The following is a 15,888-nucleotide window of genomic DNA, read 5'->3' as shown; positions in this document are numbered from 1 at the left end:
CAGATTTAGTTATAACTCCCGCAGGCCCCTTTAGCACTTCGATACTTTGCACATTGGCCATAGCACGCGTGCCGTCAGCGCCACCAAAGGTATCGATTCGGAAACCGTTACAGAAATAGTTGAAATTGAAAAATCCGCGAATAGTTACTTGGTCCCCTAAGCCGCCAGCGCCTTGACCGGTGGTTACGCCACTGACGTACTTCACCGCTTGATCGAGTTTTATGGCTTGGCGATCATCCAATACCGCTTTCGGAATCACCTGAACGTTAAGTGGGGTTTCCATGATGGGAGTGTTTGTCTTGGTGGCGAAAGTGGTATTGGGTACCGAGTAGTCCTTGTTGTAGGGATCATTAGGATCGTATTGCCTATCTCCAGTTACCGTTACCGCTGGCATATTCGCCGCCGATTGCGGCTCGCTAACGGCTACTTTTTCCAGCGTGGCTTTGTTATCGCCGGTCATGCGGTAGTTTAGGCCGGTGCCTTGTAGCAAGATCTGCAAGGCTTGTTGCGGTGTGTAGTTGCCGTCAAGATTGTTGGATAGGCTTTGTTTGGCCAGATCTGCGGGATAGCCAACCTGCCAATCGCTGCTGCCGATAAAAGCGTTGATGGCGTCGGCCAGTGGTTGGGCGGGGATGTTAAAGCGTTGGGTGGCTTGTTGGCTGGCGGCGGTATCGGCGGCTTGCGCGGGGGTGCTTATCAGGCCGGGCAAACTCAGGGCTATGGCAATGCTGAGTTTGCGTAATGCCCAAGGCGGGGTCAGGTGTGGATGCTTCATGGGTACTCCTTGTCTGGGTTGTTGTTGGTTAGTGCTTTGCAATGCACATGGCTACCGAGACGTTTCAGAAAGTGGAGTACACACTTGGTGGAAAAAGTTTTTTACGCTTTGCCTTTGCTTGCACTTATTATTGCCGTATGCTTTTGATCGTTAAAGCTAAGCGATAAAGTATTCAAGCATCATCAACAACCAGCCAGCCAGCCAGGAACCATAATGCGCCCATCCATCGCCTTACAGGCTTACCGTGAACAGATTAAAGCTGTGGCGTTGAGTCACCATGTTGAGAATGTCCGTGTATTCGGTTCCGTGTTGCGGGATGAAGATACCGAAGACAGCGATTTGGATTTATTAGTCGATCCAACCCAAGAGACCTCGTTAATGGATATTGGCGCTATTCGCCATGAATTAAAAAAATTATTGAAGATTAAGGTGGACGTGTTAACCCCCAAAGCTTTGCCGGACGCTTTCCGGGAGCAAGTATTGCAAGAGGCTGTCAGTCTGTGAGTCGTGATCGGCAGCGTTTGTTGGATTACCTTGTTCATATTCTCGAAGCTATTGCTCGAATTGAACGTTATGTGGATGATTTGGATGAGGTTGGTTTCTTAACCGATGAGTTGACACAAGATGCGGTGATCCGCAATCTGGAAATTATTGGCGAAGCCAGCAACAATATAGACAAGTATTATCCTGAGTTTTCAGCGCAGCATGACCACGTACCCTTTGCCAGTGCTTATGAAATGCGCAATGCTTTGGCGCATGGTTATTTTAGAGTTGATTTGGAAGTTGTTTGGAAAACCCTTGAGAAAGATCTGCCAGAACTGGGCCTTAGCGTTGATAAGCTTATTCGGCAATTGATGGATGAAAACTCAGGACTTTAACACCGTCAAATAAGGCGAAATCCCCATGACTTTGGCGCCGACGAGCGTGGCGAGGGTTTGAATCAGCGCTGCGGTATCGTCCAGTTTGTAATTGCCGGTGACGCGAGTTTGTGCCAGTTTGGTATCGGCAATGACGATGGCGCCGGGATGGTAGCGATCCAGTTCGGTTATTACATCGCTTAGGGTTTGATCTTGAAAGATCAGGCGGCCTTTCAGCCAGGCGAAGGTTTTGCCGGTATCACTGTTGCTGATTTCGGCGACGCTTTGGGTATTAATTTCCGTATGTTGGCCGACGCCTAATTGCCGGCTTTGTCCTTGCTCGGCGCTGCATATCACTACGCCACTTTCTACGTCGACCTGGGTAGTCTCGCCGGTTTTGACGCTGAAGCGGGTGCCGACCACTTTTACAGTGCCTTGCGCGGTGGTGACGATAAACGGTCGGTTTTTATCGGCTTGCACTTCAAAAAAGGCTTCGCCGCTTAATAGGGTTACGCCGCGCCGTTGGCCGGCATAGTTTAGTTTTACCGCGCTGTCGGTATTTAGAATCAGCGCCGAGCCGTCGGCCAGCGTTACTCGGCGTTGCTCGCCGGTGGTAGTGGTGATGTCTGCTTGCCAGCGCTGCGACCAACCAATTGCAGCCAGGAGCCAGCTGCAAATTAATACAATGCTAGCGGCTGCAGCCCAGCGTGGCATTGTCGATTTACGCCGTGCAGACGGACGAAGAGGTATGGTGGCGCGTTGGCTTAAAGCGGCGTTCAGCGTCGGCGATTGCCAGAGTTGCACAACCTTGTCGTAAGCGGTTTGATGTGCCGGGTTGGCGGCTAACCAGTTGGCAAACTCGGCTTTGTCGACCGCGCCGGTTTTACTGTCCTGTAAACGAGCAAACCAGGCGAGCGCTTGATCTTGGATCATACCAAGTGAAGGTGGAATTTCCTGATCAAAACGTGAGGGCATGGCGGGTAGCAGTCTAAGCGGGTAGGCGGATTTTATCAGCATCGGCTATGGCGGGGCGAAATCATGCCCTGTACAAGGGATGATTTTCCTGGCTGGCCAGTAAATGGGCAAGGGCGGCGTGTACATTTTTTTCTACGGCGCTACGGGATATGCCGTAATGCTCGGCGATGCGTTCGTAAGTCCAATGATGAAATTTATGCAAAACCAGAATTTGCCGACGCCGTTCCGTTAGTTGCTCAAGGGCTGCCAACATCAATGCCACTTCTTGTTGATCAGCCACTTGTTGTTCGGGTGTTGGCGTGTTGGCTGGCAAGCTATCCAGCAGCACTATATCGTCGTCTGCGTCGGTTGGTACTGAATGGTCGGCGCGTTGGCGGATATGTTCTTTGCGCAGATGGTCCAGCGCCAGGTTTTTAGCGATCTGGTACAGAAATGGCCTGGGGTAATTGATTTCCTGGTTTTCCAGGGCGTGCAGCATCTTTAGGTAGGCTTCGTGTGCTAAATCTTCGGCGGTCTGCGGGCAACCGACGATGCCGAATATGGTATGAATCAATGAGTCGCGATGGCTCAAAAACAAGTCGTCGATGTTGAAGGTGAGGCTGTTCATGGCGAGCTGGCGCTTGACCGAATTAAATCCAGGTAAAACGGATAACAAGCAAAATGCGAACCACGTCCCCGGTACGTTGATTTTTATAGGTAAAGGCTAATGGCTGTGTCTAAAAATAAGGCAAATGCCGCAGTGTGCCTGTGAAATGGCGGCTTTTTTTGGCGTCCGCACAGACCTTAATCGGAGTGGAAGTGTCTATTGGCGCACACTTTTCCAGCGAAAACTGCTAGTCTTATCAGCTTGATTAAGCGGGTGGGGCGGAGCTTGGAACAGGATATAACAACAGATTTGCGGGTCTTGGAAAGTCATTTGGACGGTATGCTCAACCGCGTCCAACATAACAGCCTGACCTTAAAGCGATTGCAAAGCTTTGAAATGCGTTTGCTGGGCCTTAGTTCTCTGGCGGAAATGATCGAGTTCATTCTGGGTGAAGCCAAGGCGCTGTTCGAGTTGGACGTGATCAGCTTGTGTTTGATCGACGCAAAAAACGAAATCGCCAGTTACCTGGAAGTGGATAATTATAATTTTCGGGACAGGGAAGGGCTGTATCTGGCGAGTAGCGAATGGCAATTGCGGCACAGTTTTGGTTTGTCCGATCAGCCGTTTCTGGGCAGCTATCAAACCACGGTCTGCGAAAAGTTTTTTTTCGAATCCAATCAGCAAAAACCGGCGTCAGTTGTCATTGCTCCGCTGATCCGCCGGGACAGGTATTTGGGTTCGTTGAATCTGGGTAGTTATCATAACGAGCGTTTCATGCAAGGTATGGCCACCGATTTTGTCGAGCATATCGCCTCGGTGATCAGCATTTGCCTGGAAAACAATTTAAATGTCGAAACCATGCGCCGCACCAGCTTGGTCGATCCGCTGACCGGCGTGAATAATCGGCGTTTCCTGGAGCAGCGGATAGAGGAAGAACTGGATCGCAGTCAACGCAATCGCGAACCGCTATCCTGTCTTTTTTTGGATATCGATTTTTTCAAAGGTATCAACGATGGTTTCGGACATCAGGCCGGCGATCATGTATTGGCCGTAGTGGCCGGTATTATCAAGAAATTGCTGCGTAATAACGATGTGCTGGCGCGTTATGGGGGAGAGGAATTCGTGGCCTTACTGTCGCAAAGTGACGAAAGTACAGCTTCCGAAATTGCTGAGCGGATTCGCTTGAGTATTGCCAATTTGCAGGTGGAATACGCCGAGCAAACCATTCCGGTGACTATTTCAATCGGTGTGGCGACTTACCAGCCCAGTCGGTCACAAAAAAAACCGGTCGCCGAGATTGCGCTGCAATTGGTGCAAACCGCCGATGCTGCCTTGTACGAAGCCAAACGCAAAGGCAGAAACCGTATTGAGAATGGCGGATTGGTATTGGTTACGGAGTCGGTTTAGTTGTAACCGTTGGGATTGTTTTTCTGCCAGCGCCAGGTATCGATCATCATTTGTTTTAAATCCCGCTCCGCTTTCCAGCCTATTTTCTCTTCCGCCAAACTTGGGTCGGCGTAGCAGGCCGCAACATCGCCGGCTCGGCGTGGTGCGATTTTGTAGGGAACTGCCTGATCTGTTACTTCGATAAAGGTCTTGACCATTTCCAACACGCTGTAGCCGTTGCCGGTGCCTAAATTAATCGCATCACAAATTGCAGTATCGGCAGTTTTACCGAGCAGGTATTGCAAGGCTTTGATATGGCCTTGCGCCAGATCGACCACATGGATGTAATCGCGTACGCCAGTACCGTCCTTGGTGGGATAGTCATCGCCGAACACCGACAGAACCGGCAATTTGCCGATGGCCACTTGCGACAAAAACGGCATCAGATTATTGGGTATGCCGTTGGGATCTTCGCCGATCAAACCGCTGCTGTGCGCGCCGATGGGGTTGAAATAACGCAGTATTGCAAATTGCCAGGGCTGGCTGGCTCCGTTCAATGTGTCGGCATTGCCGACATCGCGCAGGATTTCTTCGATAAACAGTTTGGTGCGGCCGTAAGGATTGGTGGCTTGCAGCGGGAAGCTTTCCAGAATCGGTACGCTGTGCGGGTCACCGTACACAGTGGCGGACGAGCTGAATACCAATCGTTTCACCGCAAACTCGTTCATCGTCTCCAGCAACACCTGAGTGCCGTAGATATTGTTGCGGTAGTAACTTAGGGGTTGTTGGCAGGATTCGCCAACGGCCTTTAAGCCGGCGAAATGGATCACCGCATCGATCTTATGCGCTTTGAAAATCTCGCGCAGCGCGGTCTGGTCGGTAATGTCGGCTTGATAGAAACCGGGTTTTTGCCCGGTAATGGTTTCGATGCGTTTCAGCGATTCAAGTTTGCTGTTGCTGAGGTTATCCACAACGATGATCTCGAAACCATTATTCAATAGTTCCACGCAGGTATGGCTACCAATATAGCCGGCACCGCCGGTCACCAAAATTGTGTTTTTCATCGTTGCATTCCGTGGTTAGCGTTCGAGGATGTCCAGTCCTGCTTCGTCTGAGACAACGCGCGGCAGACTTGCGTCGGGGTCGCGGCGCAGGCCGGCAAAATCGAACAAGCTGGTGTCAGCCATTTGCGAAGGTGCGATATTTTGCAGACTGGCGAAAATGGTTTCGATACGGCCGGGGAATTGCTTGTCCCAAGCGTTCAGCATTTGCTTCATTGCCTTGCGTTGCAGGTTTTCTTGGGAGCCGCACAGATTGCAAGGGATGATAGGAAACTGTTTGAAAGCCGCGAAGCGGTTGATGTCTTTTTCCCGGCAATAAGCCAGTGGTCTAATCACGATGTTTTGCTTGTCGTCGCTGAGCAATTTCGGCGGCATGGCTTTTAATTTGCCGGCGTAGAACATGTTCAGGAAGAAGGTCTCGATGATGTCGTCGCGGTGATGGCCGAGGGCGATCTTGGTGATCTTATGTTCCTTGGCGAACCCATACAAGGTGCCGCGCCGCAACCGGGAACATAGGCTGCAAGTGGTTTGGCCTTCCGGGATGATGCGTTTGACGATGCTGTAGGTGTCGTGTTCGATGATGTGGTAGGGCACGCCTATCGATTGCAGATATTCCGGCAGAACATGTTCAGGGAAACCCGGCTGTTTCTGATCCAGATTGACGGCGATAATCTCGAAATCAATCGGCGCGGTTTTCTGCAAGTTCAGCAGTATGTCCAACATGGTGTAGGAGTCTTTACCGCCGGATAGACAGACCATCACCTTGTCGTCGGGTTCTATCATGTTGAAGTCGGCGATGGCTTCGCCGACGCAGCGTCTCAGGCGTTTTTGCAGCTTGTTGAACTGGGTGCGGGATTTGTGTTCTGGATCGGACATGGATGCGGTGAAAGGCGGCTGAAACTGTTGTTCCAGCCGCGCAAAATTAGCCGTTATAGCGTTGGAAAATCAGCGTGGCGTTGGTGCCGCCGAAGCCGAAGCTGTTGGACATGATTGTGTTCAGCGTGACGTTATCCCGATACTCTCTAACAATCGGAATGCCGGCGGCGCCTGGATCGAGTTGGTTGATATTGGCGGAGGCGCTCAAGAAGTTTTCTTGCATCATCAGCAAGGAATAAATGGCTTCGTTGACGCCGGCCGCGCCCAAGGCGTGTCCGGTCAGTGATTTGGTTGAGCTGACCGCCGGTACGCCATCGGCACCGAATACTTCGCGCATCGCTTCCAGTTCGCGGGTATCGCCTACTGGAGTACTGGTGCCGTGCGCGTTGATGTAATCGATTTTTTCATGAACGGTAGCCAAGGCTTGTTGTATGCAGCGGACCGCGCCTTCGCCGGAGGGCTGTACCATGTCGTAGCCGTCGGACGTCGCGCCGTAGCCGACTAATTCAGCATAGATTTTTGCGCCGCGCGCTTTGGCGTGATCCAGTTCTTCGATTACCAGCACGCCGCCGCCGCCGGAGATGACGAAGCCGTCGCGGGTTTCGTCGTAAGGTCGCGAGGCCGTGGCAGGCGTGTCATTATACTTTGAAGACAGTGCGCCCATCGCGTCGAACATTACCGACATGGTCCAGTGCAATTCTTCACCGCCGCCAGCAAAAACGATGTCTTGCTTGCCCAGTTGAATCAATTCCATGGCGTGGCCGATGCAATGGGCGCTGGTCGCGCAAGCGGAACTGATGGAGTAATTGACACCTTTGATCTTGAAAGGCGTGGCCAGACAGGCTGTGTTGGTGCTGGACATAGCCCGCGTCACCATATACGGACCGACTTTCTTCACGCCTTTAGAACGGAGAATGTCGGCTGAATCCACCAAGTTGGAGGTTGAAGGTCCACCGGAGCCCATGACCAAGCCGGTACGGACATTGGAAATTTGCGACTCTTCCAGGCCGGAGTCGGCGATAGCTTGTTCCATTGCCAGATAGTTGTAGGCTGCGCCGTCGCCCATAAAGCGTTTAACTTTGCGGTCTATCGCTTCATCCAGGTCGATGTTGACCGGGCCGTGCACATGGCTGCGAAAGCCCATCTCTGCATAGACCGGCGCGTGAACGATGCCGGAACGGCCGGTTCTCAAAGAATCCACCACTTCGTCCCGGTTGTTGCCGATGCTGGAAACTATCCCTAAACCTGTTACAACTACGCGTTTCATGATGGTTTCCTTAGAAATCTTGGGTGGACGTGAACAAACCGACTCGCAAATCGGTCGCTTCATAGATTTGTTTGCCGTCGACTTCCATCGTGGCATCGGCGATGCCCATGACCAGCTTACGTAAAATCACGCGCTTCAAGTCGATTTTATAAGTGACTTTTTTGGCTGTCGGCAGCACCTGGCCGGTGAATTTAACTTCGCCGCAACCTAGCGCGCGACCTTTGCCGGGACCACCCAACCAGCACAAATAGAAACCGACCAATTGCCACATCGCGTCTAAACCAAGGCAGCCGGGCATGACCGGGTCGCCTTGAAAATGGCAGTCGAAAAACCATAGTTCGGGCGTAATATCCAACTCGGCAATGATTTCGCCTTTGCCGTACTTGCCGCCTTCATCGGAAATATGGACGATGCGGTCCATCATCAGCATATTGGGAAGCGGTAGCTGCGCGTTGGTCGGACCGTATAACTCGCCTCGGCCGGACATTAATAATTCTTCGCGCGTGAAACTGTGCTGCTTCTCCATCTTGATTTTTACCTGGTTGGTGGGTTCAAAAACTGCGGCATTATCTAATAACCGGCTTAAAAAATCAGCTCAATTTTTCATCCGGGCATTACCTCACGTAACAGATCGTCGATCTTTAAGCTGTCGCGTTGCAGGCGCTGCTGGTAGATCAAGCTATACATCAACACCGATGCGACATAAGCCCGAGTCTCCTTATAAGGTATGGTTTCGATCCAGATGTCTGCCGGTAGCGTGCGGTTTTCCGGCAGCCAGCGCTTAACTTTGTTGGCGCCGGCATTATAGGCCGCAGTGGCCAATGCGACGTGGCCATTGAATTGGCGCAGGAGTTTTTTGAAATAAAACGCGCCGTACTTGACGTTGAGTTCCGGTTTGAACAAGTTGTAGTCGCTATCCCAACTATCGCGGAAGTCGGCGGCGATTTGCCGGCCGGTGTTCGGCATGACCTGCATCAAACCTTTGGCGCCGGCCGGCGAGTCGGCCAATTCGTCAAACGCGCTTTCCTGGCGGATCAAACCCAAAATTAAAGCCGGATCCAATTGTTGCGCGGCGGCGTTACTTTGGATTGGCTGGACATACGCCAGCGGAAAACGCAGATTCACATCATCCCAATGGTTGGCCTTGGCTATCGTGGCAATTGCCAGAGCCGGACAATTCGCCTGTTGTGCCAGTTTAGCGGCGGCGGGCAACTGTCGGCTGTCGAGTTTTGCTATCGCGTACCACCATTGGCGTTTGGCTTCCGGTTTTCTGTCGATAGCGAGTAGTTCAGAAAACACTTGAAAGTCAGGTTGATTTTGTAAAAATTCCAGATCCTGACTAGGCACCGTCAACGGTCTATCGACCAGCTCGATGGCTTGCCTTAATCTGCCGGCCGCCAGAAAACCGTAAAAGCTGCGATTTTTCGCCAGCTGTTGAAACAAAGTATTGGCTGCTGCGCTCTGGCCCATTTCCGCTAGGCTTCGAGCTTGCCAGTACTGCCATTTTTCCCGAGTTTTTTCTTCGTTGTTAAGGCCGGTAATCGCGCTTGCGACGTCTTGCCAGTTTTGCGTGTTCAATGCGGCTCTGACCCGCCATTCCCGCGCCGACTCGTCGCTATTTTCCAGTCGCGACAAACGTTCGTAAGCGCGACTATCGTGTTTTAAGGCCAACGCGATAGCTATGCGTTTTTCGATAAAAGCTGCCGTTGTTGGCGCAATGGTGATTTGCGATTTAAGGCTATCCCAAGTCGTCATGGCCGCTTCAACGTTGGTTTCCAACCAGCGGTCAATCGCATGGGCAAATAACTCGCCTGCTTGTTCGGGGTATTCACGCCAGCCAGTCTCCGATGCAACGCTTTCGGGCTGCCGGTGCAGCTTTAACCAGGTGTTGGCTAGATTAAGTTCCGGGCCGCTGAAAAATCGGGTCAAGTAACTTGCCAGGCTTTGATTGTCGCGCTTCAGCGCGGCCTGAAATCGCTGGTTAATCAGTTCCTTATTAAAATACGGCGATGCTTTATAAACGTCGAACAAGGCATCGCAATTATCCGGTTGCGATTTGCCGCTTAGCCACAAGGGGCGGGCTTGATTGAATGCTTCCAAGGTTTGGCCGGTCTGGAGCTGAGCCAAACCGGCGTAGCATTGCAACTCGGGATCGTCGCTGCCTTGATAATAATTCAATAATAGTTGCCACTGTTGCTTTTTACCCAATTGCACCAGCCACCTCTGCCGCAGCCCTGCTGCATAGCGGCTGGTGGCATAGTCGGCCAGAAATTGTTTGATGTCGCCATCGGCGTCCAAATGATTTTTTAGCCATTGGTATTGCAGATAAGGATACAGCGGGTAGCCTTTTAGACCTGAAGCCAATGCGAGATATTCGGCATCCCGATTCTGATTTAGCGCTTGCTCGGCGCGCAAAAATTGCTGACGTTGGGTGGCTAAAGAGATTTCATCCGCCCGGGCACTGTTTGACAAAACGCCGGTCAGAGCGGCAAGCATTAAAAAACACGAGATAACATGCATATCAATTTCCACGACAGCCGAGACTAAACACTGTGCAAGAAGTTTTTGCAAAGTGGGTCGGGCCATTATAATCATTAAACTTCATCGAATTTGTTTCATTACCTTGAAAACATCACACCGCGCGGCGCAAGCCGAATATTCCTGGCAGTACATCTACAGCATCGCTAAGCAGCATAAAAAACAACTGATCAACGGCCATTTCGTCGCCATATTGGCAACCGTTGCCAGCGTGCCGGTGCCCTTACTGATGCCCTTATTGGTAGACGAGGTTTTGCTCAACCATCCGGGCGTAGTGCTGAACAGCCTCAACCCCTGGCTGCCGGGCGAGTGGCGGCAACCTATTGTTTACATCGCCATTATTCTGCTGGTCAGCTTGGTGTTGCGCTTGTTTGCTTTGGTACTAAACATTATGCAGACCCGGCAGTTTTCCAATATTGCCAAGGATGTGATCTTTCGGATTCGCGAAAGTTTGGTGAAACATTTGCAACACATATCGATGTCCGAGTATGAAAGCCTGGGCAGCGGTACGGTCAGCTCACACATGGTGACTGATCTGGATACGCTGGACAATTTCATCGGCACCACGATCAGTAAGTTATTGGTGGCGGTCCTGACTGTGTTCGGCACGGCTTTGATTCTGCTGTGGATGCACTGGCAACTGGGATTGTTCATTATCTTTTTGAACCCGCTGGTAATTTATCTGGCCAGGGCCGTTGGCTCCAGGGTCAAGGAACTGAAAGCCAACGAGAACAAAGCCTATGCCATATTCCAGCAGGCCTTGAGCGAAACGCTGGAGGCGATTCATCAAATTCGGGCCAGCAACCGCGAAGAGCATTATTGCCGGCAATTGATAGGCAGCGCGCTGGCGGTGAAAAATCATTCGACCATCTATGCTTGGAAAAGCGACGCGACGGTGCGTCTGAGCTTTTTGACTTTTTTATTCGGCTTCGACATATTCCGCGCCACCGCGATGCTGATGGTGTTGTATTCCAATCTGACGATAGGCGAGATGTTGGCGGTATTCGGTTATCTCTGGTTCATGATGGCGCCGGTGCAGGAGATTCTGAGTATTCAGCAGTCCTTTTATGCCGCAAAGGCCGCGCTGGCCCGTGTCAATCAGCTGACCCTGTTGCAGCGCGAACCCTATTATCCGCATTTGCAAAATCCGTTTATCGGGCGTAAAACCGTGTCGGTCAGCGTTAAGAATCTGCACTTTAGTTACAAGGACGAGCCGGTACTGAACGGTATTAATCTCAACATTCCGGCCGGCGAAAAAATCGCGCTGGTCGGCGCCAGCGGCGGCGGCAAGTCCACGTTGGCGCAAACCTTGATCGGCTTGTATCCGCCGGGCAGCGGCATGATTTACTTCGACGGCGTGCCGCTGGACAGGATAGGCTTGGATGTGGTCCGCGAACACGTGGCGACGGTATTGCAGCATCCGGCTTTGTTAAACGATACGATACGCGCCAATCTGACTTTGGGCCGGGAGATTGCTGACCCGGAACTGTGGCGAGCCCTGGAAATTGCGCAAATGCAGCAAACCGTGGAAGAGCAGCCGCAAGGGCTGGATACCGTGGTGGGAAGACAAGGTATGCGTTTATCCGGCGGCCAACGGCAACGCCTGGCCATCGCCCGGATGATAGTCAGCCAGCCGGCGGTGGTGATTCTGGACGAGGCTACGTCGGCACTGGACAGCGAAACCGAATATAAGCTGCACCAGGCTTTGAGCACCTTCCTGGAAGGCCGCACGACCATCATCATTGCCCATAGACTCAGTGCCGTGAAACAGGCTGATCATGTGTATGTGTTCGAACAAGGCCAGATTTGCGAACAAGGCAAACACGATTCCTTGATTCAACAAAACGGCTTGTACGCCAAACTTTACGGTGATTACCAATAGTGTCGGAATTATACGATTTACACAGTCATTCCACCGCGTCCGACGGGGCCTTGTCGCCCACCGAGCTGGTGCGGCGCGCCCAACAGCATGGCGTTACCGCGCTGGCATTGACCGATCACGATACTACTGCCGGTTTACAGGAGGCCAGTGAGGCCGCCGCACAAGCGGGTATCCGCTTGATTCCAGGTATTGAATTGTCGGCCAGTTTTGAAAGCCATTGCCTGCATATTGTCGGTTTAAATATCGACCCGCTGCATCCGGTGTTGCTTGAGGGCATTGCTAAGCAACAACTGATTCGCGACCAACGCGCGCAAAAAATTGCCGAAAAACTGGCAAAGAAAGGCATAGCCGATGCCTATCCAACTTTAAGACAAATCGCCGGTAACGGTGAAATCACCCGCCTGCATTTTGCCGATTTTCTGGTTAATCAAGGCGTAGTCGAAACCCAACAGGACGCCTTTGATCGTTATTTGAGCAAGGGCAAGCCGGCTTATGTGCCGACGGTTTGGGCCAGCCTGACAGACTGCGTCGGCTGGATTCGGGCGGCGGGCGGCGTGGCGGTGTTGGCGCATCCGCTGCGTTATAAACTCAGTACCAAATGGATCAACAAAGCTTTGGTGGCATTTAAGGCGGCGGGCGGCCAGGGCATAGAAGTGGTGACCGGCCGGGCCGGTATTGACGATATCCGCTTAAGTTATTTGCATGCCAGCAAACATCAATTGCATGCGTCGATGGGCTCGGATTTTCACGCGCCGGGCAATCAATGGCTGGAGCTGGGGCGTTTGGCGGCCTTGCCGGAGGGCGCCAAGCCGGTTTGGCAATTGTTTTAGCCGAGCGGTTTTGGGCAATCAGCCGCAAACAGCCGGGCGAATTCGTCGGCGGGCAAGGGTTGATTCCAATAAAAGCCTTGTGCTTTGCGGCAACCAAGTAGATGCAGTTGTTCCGCTTGCTCCTTGGTTTCCACACCTTCGGCCAAGGTCAGCAGGCCCAGCGTATCGCCCAATTGCAGAATTGCTTTGACGATAGCGGTGTCTTCGGCTTTGCCGGAGGTTAAATCCCGAATAAACGATTGATCGATTTTTAGTTTGTTTACCGCAAAGCGTTTTAAGTAACTGAGCGATGAATAACCGGTGCCGAAATCGTCGATGGCAAAGCTGACACCTAAGGCGCGCAATTGGGCGATGGTATTGATGACCGCATTAGTGTCGTACATCAGTACCGATTCTGTTAATTCCAACTCTAAATAGTGAGGTTCCAGGCCGGATTCGGCCAGTGCGGCTTGCACCGATTCCAGTAAATTCCCGCGTTTAAACTGTAGGGCGGAGATATTGACGGTAACCAGCAGTTTCATACCGGCATCGTGCCAAACCTTGTTTTGCTTACAGGCTTCGCGTAATACCCAGTCGCCTATCGGCACAATCACGCCGTTATCTTCGGCGATAGGAATGAACTTGGCCGGCGGAATCATCGGGCTGTTTTCCGGTTGCCAACGCAGCAAGGCTTCCGCGCCGATCACCACGTTGTTGTGTATCGAATATTGCGGCTGATAGTGCAGCCGAAATTCGTTGCGCTTCAAGGCCATGCGCAGACCGTTCTCGATATTCATCCGCTCGATTGAAGCCAGATTCATATCGTTGGAAAAAAAGCGGAAGGTATTGCGGCCTTCGTTTTTAGCCGAATACATCGCCGTGTCGGCTTTGTTGAGCAAGCCGTGAAAATTCAAGCCGTCATTGGGATACAAGCTGACGCCTATGCTGAAGGAGGTGCAGAGGGTGACACCTTCGATCAGAAAGGGTTGGGTCAGTTGATCGAGAATTTTCAGTACAATTTGCGTGATAGCGTCAATGTCGGGAATGTCGGTGAGGATAATGATGAATTCATCGCCGCCTTGCCGGCAAACCGTGTCCACCTCGCGCACACATTGCACCAGACGCTCTGCTATGCCTTGCAGCAAGCGGTCGCCGACATCGTGCCCCATCGTGTCGTTAATATTCTTAAAATGATCCAGGTCCAGAAACAGCAAACCGACCAGTGTGTTGTTACGCACTGCATGGGCCATGGCTTGGTCGAAGCGGTCGCGCAACAAGGTGCGATTGGGCAGGTTGGTGAGCGGATCGTGGCGCGCCAGATATTCGATTTGCGCTTCGGCGGCCTTGCGCTCGGTGATGTCCGAAAAAATGCCAATGTAATGGCTGATGACGCCATGGGTGTTGTACATCGCGGAAATACCCAGCCACGCCGGATAGGTCTCGCCGTTCTTGCGGGTATCCCAAATTTCGCCTTGCCAGTAGCCGTTTTCGCGCAAGGCCTGCCAGATGCGTTGATAGTGGTTGAGGTCAAGATGACGCGCATCGAGAATTGAGGGCGTTTGCTTTAGCACTTCTTCGGCTCTGTAACCGGTAATAGTCGTGTAGGCCTGATTGCTGGACACGATGCGGGTATCCGGATCGCATAGGAAAATGGCCTCGCCGCTGTTTTCGAACACTTTGGCCAGCAAATTCAGGCGTTCGGCTGCCGTTTTACTGTCGGTGATGTCGGTGTGGGTGCCCAGCATGCGCACCGGCTGATTATTGGCGTCGCGCTCGACGATACTGCCTATCGATAATATCCATTTCCAACTATCGTCGGCGCAACGCTGCCGGTATTCCAGGCGATATTCTGCCAGTTTCCCGGCGATGTACTGCTGGTAAGTGTCGGAAACGCGCTGCCGGTCGTCAGGATGCAAGCGCATTATCCAGCTGCCGATAGTAGCGTCGAAACTGGCGGGGTCGTAGCCGAGCATGCTGGCATATTCGGCGTTGATGATCATTGCCCCGGTTTGCGGATTGATGTCATAAAAACCTTGTTTGGCTGCCTGCATGGACAGCCGCAAGCGTTCCTCGCTATCGGCCAATGCTTGTTGCGTACTGCGCATTTCGGTGATGTCGTGCGCCAGGCCGTTCACTGCAACCACACGACCTTGATCGTCGAACATCGGCGACTCGTTGAGGCTGAGCACACGCAGGCTGCCATCCTTACAGCGCACTTCCACTTCGTAGTTGGGCGGTTTGATTCCTGCCAGGCACTGCTCGGTGTAGGTTCTGGCAATCCGGTTGATCGGGTTGTCGGTGGTGATGGCGAAGCAATCGCGATGCAATTCCTCGGGCTTGTAGCCGAGAATATGCTCCACCGAAGGCCCCAGATAGGTAAAAGTACACTGGGTATCGTGGGAATACAGAAAGTATTCTCTACCTATACTTTCCACCAGGTCGCGGAAGCGTTGTTCGCTTTGTTTCAGTAAGCTTTGTTGCTCTATCAGGCTTTGCGTGGTGTTGTGCGCACGCAGTACGTAACTGATTCGGTGCGGCAGCAGCGGCCACTGAATGGGTTTACCGATAAAATCGGTAGCACCCAACCGAAAGGCATTTTCCACCGCTTGCGTATCTTCGATCGCGGTCATCATCACAATCGGTACGCTTTTGTCGCTGGCGGCACGCATGCCTTTCAAGCAGCTGAAACCATCCATCTCTGGCATCATGACGTCGAGCAGGACCAGATCCGGCGCCGCGACGATAAATTGCTCCAGTCCGGCTCGGCCGTTATCAGTTTCGATCAGTTCGTAGTCATCTGCTTGCAGGACTTGCCTGACCAGCAGGCGGATCATCGGATCGTCGTCAACCAGCAGGATACGGGCCTTGGCAGTCAT

Annotated in this window: 14 protein-coding genes; 5 read left to right on the top strand and 9 right to left on the bottom strand. The window is 52.3% G+C overall.

The window, feature by feature from the left end; translation table 11 throughout:
• Window positions 1-775, bottom strand: a 775-nt coding sequence (locus tag A1332_RS13205; protein WP_157204013.1) for a TonB-dependent receptor, incomplete at its 3' end; no start/stop codon positions are given.
• A 213-nt stretch (window positions 776-988) separates the two neighbouring features.
• Here A1332_RS13205 and A1332_RS13200 point away from each other — a divergent pair.
• Together A1332_RS13200 and A1332_RS13195 are read left to right on the top strand one after the other, a co-directional pair.
• Window positions 989-1,279, top strand: a complete 291-nt coding sequence (locus A1332_RS13200) for a nucleotidyltransferase family protein (RefSeq protein WP_064008954.1) — start codon at window positions 989-991, stop codon at window positions 1,277-1,279.
• On the top strand, window positions 1,276-1,653 hold the full coding sequence (locus A1332_RS13195) for a DUF86 domain-containing protein (RefSeq protein ID WP_064008953.1): 378 nt from the start codon (window positions 1,276-1,278) through the stop codon (window positions 1,651-1,653). Before A1332_RS13200 ends, A1332_RS13195 begins: the two co-directional genes overlap by 4 nt.
• Here the strand turns inward: A1332_RS13195 and A1332_RS13190 are convergent.
• Both A1332_RS13190 and A1332_RS13185 read right to left on the bottom strand, forming a co-directional pair.
• Window positions 1,642-2,607, bottom strand: coding sequence for a FecR family protein (locus tag A1332_RS13190; RefSeq protein ID WP_064008957.1), 966 nt, complete (start codon window positions 2,605-2,607; stop codon window positions 1,642-1,644). The genes A1332_RS13195 and A1332_RS13190 overlap by 12 nt on opposite strands.
• 61 nt (window positions 2,608-2,668) lie before the next feature.
• Complete coding sequence (locus tag A1332_RS13185; RefSeq protein ID WP_064008952.1) at window positions 2,669-3,214, bottom strand: RNA polymerase sigma factor; 546 nt, start codon at window positions 3,212-3,214, stop codon at window positions 2,669-2,671.
• 264 nt (window positions 3,215-3,478) lie between these two features.
• Here A1332_RS13185 and A1332_RS13180 point away from each other — a divergent pair, with 264 nt between their 5' ends.
• A complete protein-coding gene (locus tag A1332_RS13180) occupies window positions 3,479-4,600 on the top strand; it encodes a DUF484 family protein (protein WP_064008956.1) in 1,122 nt (373 codons plus the stop codon).
• On the opposite strand, the gene galE is transcribed toward A1332_RS13180, so the two are convergent.
• From galE to A1332_RS13155, 5 genes are all read right to left on the bottom strand, one after another.
• Window positions 4,597-5,643, bottom strand: coding sequence for a UDP-glucose 4-epimerase GalE (gene galE, locus A1332_RS13175; protein ID WP_064008951.1), 1,047 nt, complete (start codon window positions 5,641-5,643; stop codon window positions 4,597-4,599). The two genes, A1332_RS13180 and galE, sit on opposite strands and share 4 nt — an antisense overlap.
• A 15-nt stretch (window positions 5,644-5,658) precedes the next feature.
• Window positions 5,659-6,516: a tRNA 2-thiocytidine(32) synthetase TtcA gene (gene ttcA, locus A1332_RS13170; RefSeq protein ID WP_064008950.1), complete on the bottom strand. Its 858-nt coding sequence runs from the start codon at window positions 6,514-6,516 to the stop codon at window positions 5,659-5,661.
• A 46-nt stretch (window positions 6,517-6,562) separates the two neighbouring features.
• A complete protein-coding gene (fabB, locus tag A1332_RS13165) occupies window positions 6,563-7,783 on the bottom strand; it encodes a beta-ketoacyl-ACP synthase I (RefSeq protein WP_064008949.1) in 1,221 nt (406 codons plus the stop codon).
• Between the two features lie 10 nt (window positions 7,784-7,793).
• On the bottom strand, window positions 7,794-8,309 hold the full coding sequence (gene fabA / locus A1332_RS13160) for a 3-hydroxyacyl-[acyl-carrier-protein] dehydratase FabA (RefSeq protein ID WP_033156420.1): 516 nt from the start codon (window positions 8,307-8,309) through the stop codon (window positions 7,794-7,796).
• A 77-nt stretch (window positions 8,310-8,386) separates the two neighbouring features.
• A complete protein-coding gene (locus tag A1332_RS13155) occupies window positions 8,387-10,303 on the bottom strand; it encodes a transglycosylase SLT domain-containing protein (RefSeq protein ID WP_064008948.1) in 1,917 nt (638 codons plus the stop codon).
• 103 nt (window positions 10,304-10,406) lie between these two features.
• Between A1332_RS13155 and A1332_RS13150 the strand changes: the two genes are divergently transcribed.
• A complete protein-coding gene (locus A1332_RS13150) occupies window positions 10,407-12,203 on the top strand; it encodes an ABC transporter ATP-binding protein (RefSeq protein WP_064008955.1) in 1,797 nt (598 codons plus the stop codon).
• A complete protein-coding gene (locus tag A1332_RS13145) occupies window positions 12,203-13,033 on the top strand; it encodes a PHP domain-containing protein (RefSeq protein WP_064008947.1) in 831 nt (276 codons plus the stop codon). Before A1332_RS13150 ends, A1332_RS13145 begins: the two co-directional genes overlap by 1 nt.
• Here A1332_RS13145 and A1332_RS13140 read toward each other — a convergent pair.
• A complete protein-coding gene (locus tag A1332_RS13140) occupies window positions 13,030-15,888 on the bottom strand; it encodes an EAL domain-containing protein (RefSeq protein ID WP_064008946.1) in 2,859 nt (952 codons plus the stop codon). The genes A1332_RS13145 and A1332_RS13140 overlap by 4 nt on opposite strands.

It is taken from the genome of Methylomonas methanica, assembly GCF_001644035.1.
GTDB classification, from domain to species: domain Bacteria; phylum Pseudomonadota; class Gammaproteobacteria; order Methylococcales; family Methylomonadaceae; genus Methylomonas; species Methylomonas methanica_A.
This window is presented reverse-complemented; position numbering and strand designations above follow the sequence as displayed.

Coding starts and splice junctions, on each gene's coding strand:
- A1332_RS13200 (WP_064008954.1), top strand. CDS start 989: ATGCGCCCATCCATCGCCTTACAGGCTTACCGTGAACAGATTAAAGCT.
- A1332_RS13190 (WP_064008957.1), bottom strand. CDS start 2,607: ATGCCCTCACGTTTTGATCAGGAAATTCCACCTTCACTTGGTATGATC.
- A1332_RS13185 (WP_064008952.1), bottom strand. CDS start 3,214: ATGAACAGCCTCACCTTCAACATCGACGACTTGTTTTTGAGCCATCGC.
- galE (WP_064008951.1), bottom strand. CDS start 5,643: ATGAAAAACACAATTTTGGTGACCGGCGGTGCCGGCTATATTGGTAGC.
- ttcA (WP_064008950.1), bottom strand. CDS start 6,516: ATGTCCGATCCAGAACACAAATCCCGCACCCAGTTCAACAAGCTGCAA.
- fabB (WP_064008949.1), bottom strand. CDS start 7,783: ATGAAACGCGTAGTTGTAACAGGTTTAGGGATAGTTTCCAGCATCGGC.
- fabA (WP_033156420.1), bottom strand. CDS start 8,309: ATGGAGAAGCAGCACAGTTTCACGCGCGAAGAATTATTAATGTCCGGC.
- A1332_RS13155 (WP_064008948.1), bottom strand. CDS start 10,303: ATGCATGTTATCTCGTGTTTTTTAATGCTTGCCGCTCTGACCGGCGTT.
- A1332_RS13140 (WP_064008946.1), bottom strand. CDS start 15,888: ATGACTGCCAAGGCCCGTATCCTGCTGGTTGACGACGATCCGATGATC.